The organism is Pseudarthrobacter sp. NIBRBAC000502772, from assembly GCF_006517235.1.
Lineage (GTDB): Bacteria > Actinomycetota > Actinomycetes > Actinomycetales > Micrococcaceae > Arthrobacter.
Window position 1 is genome coordinate 2,813,656 of the sequence record NZ_CP041188.1, and the last position, 15,183, is coordinate 2,828,838.

Here is a 15,183-nt window from a genome sequence, read left to right on the forward strand (position 1 = left end):
GCGGGCGCCTGCTCCAGGACAGCTGCCGCCTCCCGCAGGGACAACACAATCACGCCGTTATCGTCGCCCAGCACCCAGTCGCCGGGGCCACGTCCACGCCCCCGCATGTCACGGGAACGTTGATCGCAGACTCCGTGCCGTGTACACGCTTGGTGGTGAGGCACGACGTGCCGCGGGCGAAGACGGGCAGGCCGGTGCCAGGGTAGGCCGAGGCAAACGTGCCGAATGCGAGCATGGTGCCCACCAGCGGGTCGAAGCTGGGGAAGAAGATTTTGTTGAAGACGAGCGCGGAAGCTGTTCCGAAAACGAAGAGGTCGTACCACTCGACGGTGGTACCGATGACGCTGGCGAGGGCGATTTTGCGCATTTTTGCGAGGTCCAGCCGTGCCGTAGCAGCGGCGGTGGTGGTGGTATTTACCACGTTGGAGTTCAGTGGCTAAAAATCCACCAGAAAAGGCCGATAAATGTGAGTTCACACAACATGCCCCTCAGGTATTAACGGGCCGCTACGCGCAGACCATTACCAGTCGGGCGGCCTGCGCCGGATCAGTGCGTCACACCTGGGCAGAAAGTTCGTGCCGGGTCAGGTTCAGGTACACCTTTCCGTCTTCGACCCGGTTGATGGCATCCGCAGCAGCATACGAGTCGCTTGCCCAGAATCCGCGGGCATCGATTTTGATGTAGCCCGAATGGAACAACCGCCGGGCCATCAGCTCGGGTACTTTCGGTTCCCTGCCGAAGACAGCACTCAGCCCGAGGTTGATCAAATCCTGTTGGGAAGCCGTGGCGGCTTCTTCGAACACTTCTGCCTTAGTGTTGGGCGGAACGATGCGCTCAACCGCACCGATATCATCGCCCGACGCATCCACAACGCGCATTCCCTTGGACACGGATTCCAAGACGTCCACGATCGTCCTCCTCCACTCAACTTCATTACGGCACCGTTGCGCCCCACGGTCAAGGGGGTGTGGCTTGGGCGGGCGCCGCCACTGGTGACGCTCGCAGACGTCAGGCCCACGCCACTACCAGCCTGGCCACCTGGGCGGGAACGGCAAGGTCGATTCCGGTCAGGTCCTGGGTGGTGATGTTTCCTGTGGACAGGAAATGACGCACCGTCTCCTCGAGGCGTTCGCGTTCTCCGCCGCGGCGCGGCGAGAGTGCCGCGTCCAGGTCCGCCCACAAGTCCAGGCCGGCGTCCTGGAGCTGTTGCTTGGCCAGCCGGGCCCACGCCGCGGCGGCCGTCAGGGGTCCCTCCTGGGCGCCGCCATGCTGGTGGTGGCCGCCCGCGAACTGGCCGACAGGTTCCCCGGCGTGCTGCACACCTCCGTGGGTGAGCTGACCGTGTATCCCAATTCGCCGGTGGTGGTCCCGTCCCGGGTCAACCTCCTGCTTTACCTGCGCAACCCAAATAGCCCGGTGCGCGGCAACTGCCGCGCACCGGGCTATCACTTGAGGCTTAGCGCTTGACGGCGTCCAGCTTGAGCATTTTGGCGATGACGCCGTCGAGCTCGGAGTCGTCGAAGATCTTCTTCCAGTCGTCCTTGATGATGGTGTCCTTGCCGTACTGGATAGCGATTTCGCACGCCTCGGAGAACGGGTTGGAGCCACGGAGGGCGTTGGTCAGGGCGATCTGCACGTGGCCGAACAGCATGGCCTTGGCCGCTTCCTCGGGAACGCCGGCAGTGTGCACGGTCTCGTGCAGCGCCTCGTTGAGCAGGGTGCCGATCATGCAGGCCACGGTTTCCACCAGGGTGGGTTCGAGGATGGCGAGCTGCTTCACGGTGACCCAGTGGACGTCGATGACGGGGGCGTAGATGGTGCGGATGACTGCCTCGGCCGAATCGCGGGTCGCTGCCGGGGCGTCCTCGTCAATCGCGGCAACCACGTTCTGCGGGGCGCCCTCGCCGCCGAAGGTGTCGGCCCATTCTTCCTTGGTGGTGCGCTCCAGGAACACAGACGGGTGGCACGGGTGCGCAACTGCCTGGACGACGTCGTCGCGCTTGGCCAGCAGGCCGGCGTAGGCGGCGGCGGGGTCCAGGGTGAGCAGGATCGCGCCTGCCTTCATCTGGGGGACAACGCCCTCGGACACAACGCCCAGGACGGTGTCCGGGACGGCGAGGATAACCACGTCCGCGTTCTTGACGGCGTCCTCAGTGGAGGTGATGTCGCGGCCCTCGGCCTGGACGCGTTCCTGGCCGGCGGGGGAGTTCTCGGTGTAGAAGACGGTGTGGGCGCTCTTCTGGAGGTTCCGGGAAACGCGCATTCCCATTTTTCCACCGGCTCCGACGACGGCGACGGTCAATTTTTCTGCTGACATTTCACTTGCTCCTTAGGAATTCGATGCTGTGTTGGGTCCACTGGTTTTCTAGGCGGATGGTCTCCGCCTCGGAGTCCTGCCACGGCAGCCAGTGTTCGACGATCTGGTTGATACTTCTTTGGTGCGGCTGGAATTTGCTGACCATGTACTCGTAGTCGAGCAGGCCTTCGCCGAGCGGTGCGCCGGCATAGGTGAACCCGACCCAGCCGTCCTTGCGGCTGAACGCGAAGTCCTTGACGTGCATGTTCAGGACGTAAGGCGCGACGGCGTCAATCACCTCGCGCGGCATCTCCAGCGCAGCGACCGTGTTGGCCGGGTCGCTGCAGATGCCGAGGTACGGGCTGTCCACTCCGCGGATCACGTCCAGGATCCGGGAGGTGGGCACCTGCTCGTAGGTTTCCACCGCGATCTTGACGCCCGCGGCTTCGAACTCCGGCAGGACCTCCTTGAAGATCGCCACGGCTTCCTCCGCCGTCGGGGTGTGGCCCGGGACGTTGAACATGGTCCGCAGCAGGGGCGAGCCCAGGATGCCGGCGATGTGCAGGAATTTCCTTAGGTGCTCCGGGCGGATGCCCTTGGTGCCGAGCTCCAGGGTCATGCCCAGCCGGTCAGCTGTGGCCAGGACGGCATCCAGTTCGGAGTCCGTCATCGCTTCCAACGGGGCATAGTCGCAGACCTGGAAGAGGTCCACGCCGAGTTCCGCGGTCCGCTCCAGCGCCTGGTGGAGGCTGAGCGGTTCGGTCACCTTGTCCGAGAGCTGCCAGAAGAAGGCGTAGCTGCTCAGGCCGATCCGTGAGCCCGGGCCGGTGCGGCTCATACCGCCACCTCCGCTGCTGCCAGCCGTGCGGCCGTCTCGTCCAGGATGGTCTTCAGTGCCTTCGGGTCATGGGCGAAGCGGCCCAGGAACAGGCCCGCGACGGCGGAGTCCAGCTTGGTGATCAGGCCGGGTCCGGCGCTGCCGCCGTAGATCACGCGGCTGTCCGCCTGGCCGGGCAGGGCGCGCAGGTGCGCGTCCAGCCCGGTGATGACGGCGCTGATGTACTCCGGGCTTGCGGGATCCGGGGCGCCGATGGCCCACTGCGGCTCGTAGGCCACGATGGTCCGGCCGGCGGGTCCCAGCGACTGGGCGCGGTTGAGGGCGGCGTCGATCTCGGCGGTGCAATGCGTTATAGCCTCTTCCGGCGAACCGGCGTGAAGTTCCCCGACGCAAAGGACCGGGGTAAGGCCGTTGCGGTAGGCGGCGGCCGTCTTCAGCCCGATGACCGTGTCATCTTCGCCGAAGATCCGGCGGCGTTCGGCGTGGCCCACCACGGCGTAGCGTCCGCCGAGCTCGGCCACGGTCTTGCCGCCCACTTCACCGGTGAACGCGCCTTCGTCTTCCCAGAAGATGTCCTGGGCGCCCGCGGCGGCTCCTGCAGTGCCCAGGATGCGGGCAGCTTCGGGAAGGACGGGGAGAGTAGGCAGGACAAACAGCTCAATGTCGCCGCCCTGTACTGCCGGGTGCGCGAACGCGACGCCGGCAACGTCGCGGCAATAGTCCACCGAGCGCTGGTAGCCGAAGTACATCTTCAGGCTGACGCCGATGATGGCTTTCGGTTTCTTAGCAGGAAGTGACACCCTCATAGTCCTTAATCAGTGTGACCTTCTCTGCCGAGGCGGAGGTTTCGTCGAAGGTGTAGGTGAGCCATTCCTTGGCGAGGCGGCGGGCCAGTTCCAGGCCGACGACGCGCTGGCCGAAGGTGAGGACCTGGACGTCGTTGGAGAGGATGGAGCGTTCAACCGAGTAGCTGTCGTGCGCGGTGACGGCGCGGATGCCGGGAACCTTGTTCGCGGCGATGGCTACGCCGAGCCCGGTGCCGCAGACCAGCAGGGCACGGTCGGCCTTGCCGGCGGCGATAAGTTCGGCGGCGGCGATGGCCACGGACGGGTAGGGGGTGTGGCTGGTGGCATCCACCCCGACGTCGGTCACGGATTCGACCAGGTCGGAGGCCTCCAGGTCAGCCTTGAGGGCTTCCTTGTAGTCGAATCCGGCGTCGTCGGCTCCGATGACCAGGCGCAGTTTGGCGCTCATGCGTTCTCCTTGACTGAGTTGGTGCTGGGGGTGTTCCCGGCGGGTGATTTCTCGCCGAAGGTGTTGTGGATGGCCCGGACGATCAGGGCCATGGAGACCGCTCCGGCGTCGGGGGTTCCGAGGCTTTTCTCGGCGTGCGGGCGGGCGCGGCCCATGAGGGGCAGCAGCCCGGCGGTATCGTCGGCGGCCTGCTGCGCGACGGTGGCGGCGGCGCCCCACGCGTCGGTCAGGGAGTGCCCGGCGTGCACTCCGGCTGCCAAGGCGTCGCGGAACGGGACCAGGACGTCCACCAGGGTTTTGTCCCCGGGTTTGGCCTTGCCGAAGTCCATGATCGCGGCCGCGGCACCCGCGACTCCGGCGGCGACAGCTCCGGCGTCGGGGGCGTTGGCGTCCCCGACCGCGTCACCGACGGCCCGCAGGGCCATGCCCCAGAGCGCGCCGGACGTGCCGCCTGCCTTGTCGGACCAGGCGTCTGCGGCGAAGTGCAGCGTGGTGGCCGCGCCGGCGCCGCGGGCGACGGCGTCCGTTGCGGCTTCGACGGCGGCGCGGACGCCGCGTTCCATGCCGATGCCGTGATCACCGTCGCCGGCGATCGCGTCGATCCGGCCCAGTTCGTCAGCATTCGCTTCCACCACGGCCTTGGCGGCGCCGAGCGCGGCGAGGATGCGGACGGCACCGGCGCGGGACTCCGCCGTCGAGTCCGGGATGGAGAGTTCGACGTCGGCCACTTCGCCGCCGTCGGACGCGTCCAGTGCCGCCGCAGTGACGGCGCCGCGGCGGAAGGCCGGAGCGTCCGCCGGGGCGTTCCAGAGGGACTCGAGTGCGTCGTCGAGCCAGAACAGGGTGAGGGACGTGCCGGCCATGTCGAAGCTGGTCACGAGTTCGCCCACCTGCGGGTCCACCGCTTCCAGGCCGGCCTCGGCCAGGAGTTGGGCGACGCGGCGGTAAACCACGAAGAGTTCCTCGTACTTGACGCTGCCCAGGCCGTTGAGGATCGGCACCACGCGCCGTCGGGCAGAAGCGCCGGCGGCCTCGAGGCCGTCGGGGATTTCGGTGAGGAGCTTGGCGACCAGGAGCTCGGCGAGCTCATCCGCCGTCGGGATGGCCGTCTCGCCGATGCCGGGTTCGCCGTGGATGCCCATGCCCACGGCCATCCGGCCCTCGGGGACGGAGAACAGCGGGTGGTCCGCGCCCGGCAGGGTGCAGCCGGTGAAGGCAACGCCGAAGGAGCGGGTGCGGTCGTTGGCGCGCTCGGCGATGGCGACGACGTCGTCCATGGAGTAGCCGGCTTCCGCTGCGGCGGCGGCGACCTTGAAGACGGTCAGGTCCCCGGCGATGCCGCGGCGTTTGGCGCGTTCGGCCAGCGGGGCGGAAGAGACGTCGTCGGTGACGGCGATGCTGCGGCAGTCGATGCCTTCCTTGCGGAGGCGGTCCTGTGCCTGGTTGAAGTGCAGGACATCGCCGGCGTAGTTGCCGTAGCCCAGCAGCACGCCGGCGCCGTTGTTGGATGCTTTGGCCACGTTGTAGACCTGCTGCGCCGAGGGGGAGGCGAAGAGGTTGCCCATCGCTGCGCCGTGCGCCAGGCCCTGTCCCACCAGGCCGGCGAACGCCGGGTAGTGGCCGGAGCCGCCGCCGATCACCAGGGCCACCGTGTCCGGGGTGCTCTTGGTGTTGCGTACCACGCCGCCCGAAACACGCTTCACCCAGCGGCCGTGGGAGGCAACAAAGCCTTCGATCATCTCGTCAGCGAAGGCTGCTGGTTCATTGAAAAGGCGTGTCATGGGGAGCTCCTGGGCCTAGCTGCGGGAAGTCGTGATTCGGGGTGGGGGGTGGGTTGGTGCGGGGGCGTCCCCGGGTAAGGGGGACGCCCCCGGGCCTGTTACGGCTCGGCGTGGTGTCCGGCCCCTGCAGGGTCAAGGGCTTCCGCCGGGACTCCATCGCTGACCTTGCCGGAGCGGCTCAGCGCCACCATGAGGATGGAGGACAGGAGCATAAAGCCGCCGACGACGAACATCGGTACCGTGTAGCTGCCGGTCAGGTCCTTGAGCCAGCCGGTGATGTACCCGGCGCTGAATCCGGCGAGGTTGCCCACGGTGTTGATCAGGGCGATGCCGGCAGCGGCTGCCGCGCCGGTGAGGAACTGGGTGGGTACGGTCCAGAAGTTGGGCAGGGCCGCGAAGATCGACATGGCCGTGATGGTGATGACGGCGATCGTTGCGGCCGGCGAGCCGGCGAACAGTGCCAGCGGGATGCTCAGGCCGCCGAAAAGCGCCGGGAGGGCGATGTGCCAGGTCTTGACGCCGCGCTTTGTGGCGTCCTTGGACCAGAAGTACAGGGCGAACGCCGCCGGCAGGTAGGGAATGGCGGTGATGAGGCCCTTCTGAAGAACATCGAACTTGGCGCCGTAGAGGCCTTCGAAGCCGGCGATGATGGTGGGCAGGAAGAACCCGAGGGCATACAGGCCGTAGATGAAGCCGAAGTAGATGGCGGACAGCATCCAGACCCGGCCGTTGCCGAAGACGGTGCGGACACTGACGTGCTTGTTGCTGGCGGTGGTCGCCTTCTTTTCCGTCTCCAGGGCGCCGGTCAGCCAGGTCTTTTCCTCGGCGGTCAGCCACTTGGCCTTGGCGGGGGAGTCAGCGAGGTAGAACCAGGCAATGATGCCGACGATGATGGCCGGAATGGCGACGCCGAAGAACATTACGCGCCAGCCTTCAAGCCCGAAGAGGCCATGCTGCTGGATGAGGAGGCCAGCCAGCGGGGCACCGATCACGGTGGTCAGCGGCTGGGCCAAGTAGAAGAGGGCGAGGATCTTGCTGCGGTGGCGGGACGGAACCCAGAGGCTCAGGAAGAGGATGGCGCCGGGGAAGAACCCGGCCTCTGCTACGCCCAGGATGAAGCGCAGGATGTAGAGCTGCTCCACGTTGCCCACCCAGGTGAACAGGAGGGACACGATGCCCCAGCTGACCATGATGCGGGCGAGCCAGCGGCGCGCTCCGAACTTGTGCAGTGCCAGGTTGCTGGGAATCTCGAGCAGGATGTAGCCGATGAAGAAGACGCCGGAGGCGAAGCCAAACTGGGCGGCCGAGAGGGCCAGGTCCGTGTTCATGCCGTTCGGACCGGCAAAGGAAATTGCCGTGCGGTCCAGGTAATTGATGAAGAACATCAGGGCGACGAAGGGAACAAGCCGGATCGCCACTTTCCTGATTGCAGATTTTTCGACCACCGATTGTGTGGTGTCCACGTTGACTCCTAGATGTTGATGTCCCGGGCGGCTTCCTGCACTGGATGCGCCGGGGCTGACTCACTGCCCATGCCGGTGGGGCCGGCTCCGGCTAAAGCGTGTGATTTAAACCATAGAGCCGGAACTTAAATTGGTCAACCGGTTGACGTGTGCTTTTTCGCGCGGGTCCGTTCCGCCGAATTGGTCAGCCGGTTGTTAGGCTTGGACCGTGACCCTAAATTCCGCTGCCTCGGCGGCCAAGATCAGTGCCGCCCTCGGCTCCGTAGGGCAGGGTTCCGTTGTGTCGGAGGTTGCCGAGCGCCTTCTGGCCTATTTCACAAGCGGGGATATCGCCGTCGGAACCCGGCTTCCTGCGGAGCGCCAGCTCGCGGCGTCCCTCGGTGTCGGCAGGTCTGCCGTGCGCGAGGCGTTGGCAGCCCTGGAAATCCTGGGCATCGTGATTGTCCGCCCAGGTTCAGGGACCTACCTCCGGGACGGCATTTCCGAACTCCTGCCCCGCACGCTGAGCTGGGGCCTGATGCTTGGGGCGCCCCGGACCCGAGAGCTGGTGGAGCTGCGAAGCGGCCTGGAGGTCCAGGCGGCGCAGCTGGCTGCCGACCGGATTACCGACGAAGCGCTGGACCGCATGCGCGGCAACTTGGAAATTATGGCCCACACGCTCGATGACCTTGCCGCGTTCGTCGAGGCGGACGCTTTGTTTCACCGCGAAATTGCCGAGAGTTCGGGCAATCAGGTTCTGCAGGAGCTGCTGCAGAGCATCCGGTCCCTGCTGCGGATCTGGGTGGACCGTGCGCTGACCGACGAGGGGCATGCGGCGGCGGCCCTGAGGGAACACTCGCAGATCTTTGCGGCCCTTGAAGCGCGGGACCCCGACGCCGTCACACTGACTATGCGTTCACACATGCAGACGGCTTCCAGGCGACTGCTCGCTGGCTTCGACGCATCGCAGTAGCATCCGTCGATTTGGACGGACCGGGCTGCACGTAGAAAGTTGCGGGTGAGCCGGGCCCTAGAGCCGTTGCGCGCCTGAGGTCGAATCGCGAATCACAAGCTCGGGCTCGACGACGTAATGCTGGGCGCGTTCTCCTGTGAGGATCTGATGGTGGAGCATTTTGAAAGTCGCGATGCCCAGCGCCCGGAAGTCGAGTCGCATGGTGGTTAGCGGAGGTGAGAAGTAGGCTGCTGTAGGCATGTCGTCAACGCCAACGATTGAAAAGTCGTGAGGTGCTCGGGCCCCGCGCCTTTCCAGGGCGCTCATGAAGCCCAGGGCAATCTCGTCGTTGGCTGCGAAGACAGCCGTGAATGTGGCCGGATCCGCCAGTACCCCGGCGCGATACCCGGAAATCGAGGACCAGTCGTCTGCAACGTTGAGCACGTGTGGACTAAGTCTGGCGCCGAGCATGGCATCGCGGTAACCGCGCTCACGCTCCCGTGCTTCGTTGCGGGTCGCGGGGCCGGCGATGTGCAGGATGTCCCGGTGCCCGAGTCCAATGAGGTGCTGGGTCGCTTCCCAGCCGGCGGCGTGGGAGTGTGTGCCTGCGGAGCCTTCGTCCGTCCATGGAAGTTCGGAGACTGTGATCAGGGGTGTCGACTGGTCCCAATCTGCTAGGAGTTTGTCGACGTCCGGCAGCGGTGTCGACAAGACTATTCCGTCGACCTGTACGGACTTGAAGTGAGTTAGTGCGCGCCGCGCCTCGTTTTCCCAGTTCTTCGCTTCGAAGTCGAGATCAAGGGCGGCAATGGTGAGGGTGACGTCGGCCTCGCGGGCTGCAACTCCCAGTCCGGTGAGCACGCCGGCGCTGCCGTAGCTGAAAGCGCCCATGGTTAAGACGCCAACGGAGTTCGTCCTGCTCGTGCGGAGAGTGCGGGCGGATTGATTTGGTACGTACCCAAGTTCTTCGATGGCAGCGGCGATCCGGTCCCGCGTCTCGGTCCGCACATAACCAACACCGGTGAAATACCGGGACACCGTCTGGGTCGAGACGTTTGCCAGCCTCCCCACGTCCGCCATGCTTGGCCGCGTCGCCGTCCTTGCCTTTGCCAAATTCCCACCTCTCCATGCACGGTCTGCCACGCGGCCCAGCTTGTGCTGCCGGTTGCTGCTGCGAGGTTGGGGTGACGAAGCCCATTGGATAGGCCCCTGTTCAGACTAAGTTTACGATAACCTACGGTGCTTGCTTCCACCTGCGGAGGCGATTCTGCTTGGCCTCCGGCCAGTAGCCGTCAGGCCAATGCCGGGCGCTGTCCCCGTACGTAAATCAAAGATTAATTGGTCAACCGGTTGACTTGAGTTATCGTAAACCTACATACTCGTTTATGGGCCAGATCACATCCGCGCTTTTCCGAAGGGGCGGCCGAATTGACGAAGGCACCCTCACATAAACCTACGAAAGGACGCGACGATGCGTTTGCTTGCCAAAGGCGCTGTTGCTCTTACGGCCATTGCCGTGCTGGCCGGTTGCTCTGCCGGTGCAGGATCCGATGCATCTGGGAAAACTCAGCTGGACTGGTGGGTGATCAACCCGAGCTCCCCGTCAGCGGCGGCGGCGCAGGAAAAGGTCATCACGGATTTCCAGGCAGCCAACCCTGACATCACGATTAAGAAGACCAACCGGGCAGTCGATGCGCACAAGGATGCGCTGCGGACCTCTATCGGTACTGCCGCGGCCCCCGACATTTATGACTTCTGGGCGGGCCCGGGTCTTGGTGGCGAGTTGGTGAAGAACGGCGCCAGTGCTGACCTGAGTGCCCAGTACACCGAGTACAAGTGGCCCGAACGGTTCACGGAGGCAGCCCTCGGGCCCGTTACGCAGTACGGCGGCTACCACGGGGTTCCGTGGAAGCTCAACGGTGAAGCGATGTACTACAACAAGGCTTTGTTCGAACAGGCCGGCATCACTGAGGTGCCGAAGACCATGGACGAACTGAACGATGCAGCCGCGAAGCTCAAGGACGCCGGAATCACGCCGATCGAGTTCGGCGGTACCGTCAACTGGCACGTCATGCGCCTGCTCGACACTTTCCTCGAGGGCTACTGCGGTTCTGACACGTTCGACAAGCTGGTCACCAGGCAGGCAAATTGGGGCCAAGAAGAGTGCGTGACGAAGTCCTTCACGAACCTTCAGAAGTGGTCAAAGGACTACTTCAACTCCGGATTCATCGGCATCAACAATGACGAAGCCTCGTCGCTGTTCTTCAACGGCAAGGCCGCCATGGCCCTCGAAGGAGACTGGTTCAACGCCCAGATCAAAGACAAGGCCACCAAGGCCGAGGACTATGGCGTGTTCCCCCTGCCGACCGGCACCGGCCGCATGTACGGCTTCGAGCAGGCCATGTACATCACCAAGGACAGCAAGCACGCTGATGCTGCGGCCAAGTTCCTGGACTTCATGATGTCCACTCCGGTTCAGAAAGAAACGCTGGGCAAGTTCTCGACCCAGTCAGTGAACAAGGAAGTCAAACCCACAGGCACGGACGAACTCACCAAGTCCTGGGAAGGCATCTTCGCCGATGCAAAGGGCCTGTACATGAACAACGACCAGAACCTCACCCAGTCCCAGACCACTGAATACTGGCGCATCCAGAACCTGGTCGCCACCGGCAGCCTGGACCCGGCCAAGGCCGGGGCTGAGTTCCAGAAGTTCCTGGATTCGAGCAAATAGCTCCTCTGCTGAAGGGTGGGACTGGGCGTCCAGCGCAGTCCCACCCCTTTAGCCCCGTAACCGATAAAAGATCAAAGGCGACCTCTCTTGTCCAAGCTCACAGCCGCGCCCCTCCAGACGCAGGTGCCTGCGCCCCGGAAAATTCCGAAAAAGCCTCTCCTGAAACGCCTTACCAAAGGTGGTTTCATCGCGGCACTGCCGTTCCTCGCTCCTGCCCTGGCCGCATACGTTGTCTTCGTCATCGGGCCGATGGTCAGCGCCGTGCGCTTGAGCCTGTACGAGTGGTCGGGCTTCAACGCCGACCCGCAGGTGTTTGTCGGCTTCCAGAACTACGTCCGTCTCTTCACACAGGACCCGGTGTTCTGGACAGCCATGCAGAACACCATCATCTGGGTGCTGCTCTCCCTGGTAATTCCGACCACCCTGGGTCTGGCGATGGCCCTGGCCCTGAACCGTCCGATCTTTGGACGGAATCTCTTCCGCTCTGTCTTCTACATCCCCGGCGTCCTGGCCCCGATCGCCATCGCGAACATGTGGCGCTGGATGTACAACCCCAACTACGGGGTGTTTTCAGAGCTTGCCAAAGCCTGGCACCTCGGCGATGGCTCGGGTGTGACCTTCCTCAGCGACCCCAAATTGGCCATCTACGCTATCTTCGCCGCTTTCGTCTGGCAGATCGCCGGCCTGAACATGGTCCTCTTCCTTGCCGGCCTGCAAAGTGTGTCCAAGGAACTTGTTGAAGCGGCCCGTCTGGACGGAGCAACCAGCTGGAAGGTCTTCCGGCACGTGACCTTTCCCGCCCTCCGCCCCACGGTCGTGGTGGTCATGGTGCTGACCATCGTCCACTCCATCAAGGTCTTTGACCTCGTGGTCGGCATGACCGGCGGCGGTCCCGCGCAGTCCTCGCAGGTACTGGCTCTGTGGTCCTACTCCCAGTCCTTCCTGCAGCACGACTTCGGCATGGGCAACGCGATAGCCACGGTGCTGCTCGCCGTCACCCTTGTCCTTGTCATCCCCTACCTGATCTGGTCCACCAAAGGAAACGAAGACTGATGAGCACCCTGACTCTCGGGCGCGCCAAGCACGCCGACGGAACGTCCCGTCCACGCCGCAACGTCGACTATGTAAGGATCGGGCTCTGGCTGGCACTGGCCGTCACCATGGTCATCTGGGCCATGCCCTTGATCTTCGTGATGTTTACATCGCTGAAGTCAGAAGCCGCGATCTTCAGCACCTCGTCCTTCGCCCTTCCGCTCGCTGCTGAATGGGAGAACTACGCCGAGGCGCTGGAAACCGGCAACCTCCTCACTGCCGGCGGCAACAGCCTTCTCATTGCCGCGATCAAGGTGCCACTAGGCCTGCTGTTCTCGGCCGCCGCTGCCTTCGGCCTGTCCCGTATCCGTTTCAAGCACAGCAAGCTGCTGCTGGGGGCGTTCGCCCTTGGATCCATGGTTCCGATCCAGGTAGCCCTGGGACCGCTGTTCAAGACGATCCTGGACATGGGTCTGCTCAACAGCCCGATCGGCGTGATCCTCCCGTACATCGGTTTCGGCCTGCCCATTCAGATCTTCATCTTGCACGGGTTCTTCAGCGCCATCCCGAAGGAAATCGACGAAAGCGTCCGAGTGGACGGCGGCGGGAACTGGCGGCTGTTCTGGCAGATTATCCTTCCCCTGTCCAAGCCTGCCCTGGCTGCACTGTTCATCCTTGACTTCGTGGCCACATGGAATGAATACGCCATCGCCCTTGTGATCCTGCAGGACCAGGCCGCCCAGACCATTCCTCTGGCCATCCAAGGCTTCCAGTCCCAGTTCACCAGCTCCTACGGTCCGCTGAATGCCTTCACGGTCATGTCGATCCTCCCGGTCCTCATCGTGTACCTGCTCTTCCAGCGCTACTTCGTCGAGGGCATGTTCAGCGGCGCTGTCAAGGGCTGACCCCGCCCCCTTCGGTTACGAAACTTTCAACGCAGAAAGGCCATCATGGCGACCTACACCGCAACCACTCCGCTCTTCGAGGTCATGCGCGACCCCGTCGGACACGAGATCCTGGAGCACGACGTTCCTGAACTCGCGGCCAACCCGCTGCTCCACACGCTGTACCACTACCAGCTGGGCCTGATCCTCGGCACCGAGGAATCCCTGCGCAACGACCCGGCAAAGAAGGCCAAGATCCTCGCGAAAATCGAGGCCCTGCAGCCGTCACCCGCACCTGACCGGTCAGTCCGGCGCAACGCACCGGCAGCCGGCTATGAGCCGGAATCGGTCGAGCGAGGCAGCGCCCGGACCGATTTCCCCGCCGAGAGCACCAAATGGCAGCAGTACGAGATCGCGCTGCAGGGCCCCTCGCACGGAAACCCGTTCACGGACGTTGAACTGTCCGCTGACTTCACCATCAACGGTGACACTCTGACAGTTCCCGGTTTCTACGACGGCGACGGCACCTACCGGATCCGCCTGCTCGTCCCGGCTGAGGGGGAGTGGTCCTTCACCACCCGCAGCAACGCCACGTCCCTGGACGCCATCACGGGAAGCTTCACCGCGGCAGCGGCGTCGCCGGATTCCCGCGGGGTAGTCCAGGTGGCCGACACCTTCCACTTCGCCTACGAGGACGGAACGCCCTACCTCCCGATCGGCACGACATCCTATGTCTGGACCCACCAGGGCGAGGCCCTCGAAGAACAGACCCTCCAGTCCCTGAAGACCGGGCCCTTCAACAAAATGCGCATGTGCGTCTTCCCTAAGTCCTACCTGTTCAACGAAAACGAGCCTGAAATCTACCCCTACGAGGGGAACCTTCAGGACGGTTTCGACTACACCCGGCCCAACCCCGCCTACTACAGCCACCTGGAGAAGCGGATCAGCCAGCTCGACGAGCTCGGCATCGAAGCGGACCTGATCCTCTTCCACGCCTATGACCGGTGGGGCTTCTCCAAAATGAACCCTGCAGCCGATGATCTGTACGTCAAATACGTCACCGCGCGCCTAGCCTCACACCGCAATATCTGGTGGTCCCTAGCCAACGAGTTCGACCTCATGTTCGAAAAGACCATCGAGGATTGGGAACGCTTCGCCGCAATCGTTCAGGAGAACGACCCGACCCACCACCTGCTCTCCATCCACAACTGCCGCGAGATGTACGACCACTCACGCCCTTGGGTCACGCACTGCAGCATTCAACGGCTCGACATCTACAAGACCGCCGAAATGACCAGTCAATGGCGGCAGCAATGGCAGAAGCCTGTCGTCATCGACGAATGCGCCTACGAGGGGAACATCGACCAGGGCTGGGGAAACATCACCGGCGAGGAAATGACCCGGCGGTTCTGGGAAGGCGCGGTCCGGGGCGGTTACGTCGGACACGGCGAAACCTATGTCCATCCGGATGATGTTCTCTGGTGGGCCAAGGGTGGGAAGCTGCGTGGCACCAGCCCCGACCGCATCGGATTCCTGCGACGCATCATGCAGGAAGCCCCCGAAGGCCACCTCGAGCCGCTGCCTGGCCACTGGGATGCTCCCAGCGCCGGAATCAAGAACGAATATGAACTGATCTATTTCGGCTTTAACCAGCCCACCTACCGGCGATTTGTCATGCCCCCGGGGATAGAGTTCCAGATTGACGTCATCGACACCTGGAACATGACCGTTGAGACACTTCCCAGCACATTCGAAGGCCGCTTCCGCATCGAACTACCCGGCCGGCAGTACATTGCCGTACGCATGCGCGCTGTGGCTTGACGGCTATTCAACGGCCGGGGGTTGCGCTCCTTCCCCCGGCCGTTGACATCCCTCCCATCCCCCGTCTGTGATTCCATAATCGGAGGTGTCCTGACTCACAGGCCATCTTTGAGTTTGCACTAGACAAGCCGCTTACCCGGGGCATAGCAGCC

At 63.9% G+C, this 15,183-nt stretch carries 14 protein-coding genes and 2 pseudogenes; 6 read left to right on the top strand and 10 right to left on the bottom strand.

Annotation, left to right across the window (positions count from 1 at the left end):
- Positions 1 to 202: 202 nt before the first annotated feature.
- The 3 genes and pseudogenes from NIBR502772_RS22445 to NIBR502772_RS12950 form a co-directional block, all read right to left on the bottom strand.
- Positions 203 to 367 (bottom strand): annotated as a pseudogene (locus NIBR502772_RS22445) (MFS transporter); the annotation flags it as partial.
- A 187-nt stretch (positions 368 to 554) separates the two neighbouring features.
- On the bottom strand, positions 555 to 908 hold the full coding sequence (locus NIBR502772_RS12945; RefSeq protein WP_141140511.1) for a hypothetical protein: 354 nt from the start codon (positions 906 to 908) through the stop codon (positions 555 to 557).
- A 100-nt stretch (positions 909 to 1,008) separates the two neighbouring features.
- Positions 1,009 to 1,320: a hypothetical protein gene (locus NIBR502772_RS12950; RefSeq protein WP_210412295.1), complete on the bottom strand. Its 312-nt coding sequence runs from the start codon at positions 1,318 to 1,320 to the stop codon at positions 1,009 to 1,011.
- On the opposite strand from NIBR502772_RS12950, the pseudogene NIBR502772_RS22795 reads away from it, so the two are divergent.
- Positions 1,240 to 1,419, top strand: a pseudogene (locus tag NIBR502772_RS22795) (Zn-dependent hydrolase); the annotation flags it as partial. The gene NIBR502772_RS12950 and the pseudogene NIBR502772_RS22795 sit on opposite strands and share 81 nt — an antisense overlap.
- 37 nt (positions 1,420 to 1,456) lie before the next feature.
- Here NIBR502772_RS22795 and NIBR502772_RS12960 read toward each other — a convergent pair.
- The 6 genes from NIBR502772_RS12960 to NIBR502772_RS12985 form a co-directional block, all read right to left on the bottom strand.
- Positions 1,457 to 2,317 (bottom strand): phosphogluconate dehydrogenase C-terminal domain-containing protein, encoded by an 861-nt coding sequence (locus tag NIBR502772_RS12960; RefSeq protein ID WP_141140512.1) that lies wholly within the window; start codon positions 2,315 to 2,317, stop codon positions 1,457 to 1,459.
- A gap of 1 nt (position 2,318) precedes the next feature.
- On the bottom strand, positions 2,319 to 3,134 hold the full coding sequence (locus NIBR502772_RS12965; RefSeq protein ID WP_141140513.1) for a sugar phosphate isomerase/epimerase: 816 nt from the start codon (positions 3,132 to 3,134) through the stop codon (positions 2,319 to 2,321).
- Positions 3,131 to 3,934: a triose-phosphate isomerase family protein gene (locus NIBR502772_RS12970; RefSeq protein WP_246848511.1), complete on the bottom strand. Its 804-nt coding sequence runs from the start codon at positions 3,932 to 3,934 to the stop codon at positions 3,131 to 3,133. The genes NIBR502772_RS12965 and NIBR502772_RS12970 overlap by 4 nt, the downstream gene beginning before the upstream one ends.
- A complete protein-coding gene (locus NIBR502772_RS12975; protein WP_141140515.1) occupies positions 3,918 to 4,388 on the bottom strand; it encodes a ribose-5-phosphate isomerase in 471 nt (156 codons plus the stop codon). The genes NIBR502772_RS12970 and NIBR502772_RS12975 overlap by 17 nt, the downstream gene beginning before the upstream one ends.
- Positions 4,385 to 6,169 carry a dihydroxyacetone kinase family protein gene (locus tag NIBR502772_RS12980; RefSeq protein ID WP_141140516.1) on the bottom strand — a complete coding sequence of 595 codons (1,785 nt, stop codon included), beginning with the start codon at positions 6,167 to 6,169 and terminating at the stop codon, positions 4,385 to 4,387. The genes NIBR502772_RS12975 and NIBR502772_RS12980 overlap by 4 nt, the downstream gene beginning before the upstream one ends.
- A 98-nt stretch (positions 6,170 to 6,267) precedes the next feature.
- Positions 6,268 to 7,632: an MFS transporter gene (locus tag NIBR502772_RS12985; protein ID WP_141140517.1), complete on the bottom strand. Its 1,365-nt coding sequence runs from the start codon at positions 7,630 to 7,632 to the stop codon at positions 6,268 to 6,270.
- A 208-nt stretch (positions 7,633 to 7,840) separates the two neighbouring features.
- Between NIBR502772_RS12985 and NIBR502772_RS12990 the strand changes: the two genes are divergently transcribed.
- Positions 7,841 to 8,584, top strand: a complete 744-nt coding sequence (locus tag NIBR502772_RS12990) for a FadR/GntR family transcriptional regulator (RefSeq protein WP_141140518.1) — start codon at positions 7,841 to 7,843, stop codon at positions 8,582 to 8,584.
- A 57-nt stretch (positions 8,585 to 8,641) separates the two neighbouring features.
- Here the strand turns inward: NIBR502772_RS12990 and NIBR502772_RS12995 are convergent, their stop codons facing one another.
- The gene (locus NIBR502772_RS12995) at positions 8,642 to 9,634 is read right to left on the bottom strand and encodes a LacI family DNA-binding transcriptional regulator (RefSeq protein ID WP_168223544.1); all 993 of its coding nucleotides are present in this window, start codon (positions 9,632 to 9,634) and stop codon (positions 8,642 to 8,644) included.
- Between the two features lie 511 nt (positions 9,635 to 10,145).
- Between NIBR502772_RS12995 and NIBR502772_RS13000 the strand changes: the two genes are divergently transcribed.
- The 4 genes from NIBR502772_RS13000 (at position 10,146) to NIBR502772_RS13015 (ending at position 15,031) form a co-directional block, all read left to right on the top strand.
- Complete coding sequence (locus tag NIBR502772_RS13000) at positions 10,146 to 11,294, top strand: ABC transporter substrate-binding protein (protein ID WP_168223545.1); 1,149 nt, start codon at positions 10,146 to 10,148, stop codon at positions 11,292 to 11,294.
- Between the two features lie 87 nt (positions 11,295 to 11,381).
- Positions 11,382 to 12,347, top strand: coding sequence for a carbohydrate ABC transporter permease (locus NIBR502772_RS13005; RefSeq protein WP_246848512.1), 966 nt, complete (start codon positions 11,382 to 11,384; stop codon positions 12,345 to 12,347).
- A complete protein-coding gene (locus NIBR502772_RS13010) occupies positions 12,347 to 13,231 on the top strand; it encodes a carbohydrate ABC transporter permease (protein WP_141140521.1) in 885 nt (294 codons plus the stop codon). Before NIBR502772_RS13005 ends, NIBR502772_RS13010 begins: the two co-directional genes overlap by 1 nt.
- 45 nt (positions 13,232 to 13,276) lie before the next feature.
- Positions 13,277 to 15,031 carry a DUF5605 domain-containing protein gene (locus NIBR502772_RS13015; protein WP_141140522.1) on the top strand — a complete coding sequence of 585 codons (1,755 nt, stop codon included), beginning with the start codon at positions 13,277 to 13,279 and terminating at the stop codon, positions 15,029 to 15,031.
- Positions 15,032 to 15,183 lie beyond the last annotated feature (152 nt).

Coding starts and splice junctions, on each gene's coding strand:
- NIBR502772_RS13010 (WP_141140521.1), top strand. CDS start 12,347: ATGAGCACCCTGACTCTCGGGCGCGCCAAGCACGCCGACGGAACGTCC.
- NIBR502772_RS12965 (WP_141140513.1), bottom strand. CDS start 3,134: ATGAGCCGCACCGGCCCGGGCTCACGGATCGGCCTGAGCAGCTACGCC.
- NIBR502772_RS12980 (WP_141140516.1), bottom strand. CDS start 6,169: ATGACACGCCTTTTCAATGAACCAGCAGCCTTCGCTGACGAGATGATC.
- NIBR502772_RS12960 (WP_141140512.1), bottom strand. CDS start 2,317: ATGTCAGCAGAAAAATTGACCGTCGCCGTCGTCGGAGCCGGTGGAAAA.
- NIBR502772_RS13015 (WP_141140522.1), top strand. CDS start 13,277: ATGGCGACCTACACCGCAACCACTCCGCTCTTCGAGGTCATGCGCGAC.
- NIBR502772_RS12975 (WP_141140515.1), bottom strand. CDS start 4,388: ATGAGCGCCAAACTGCGCCTGGTCATCGGAGCCGACGACGCCGGATTC.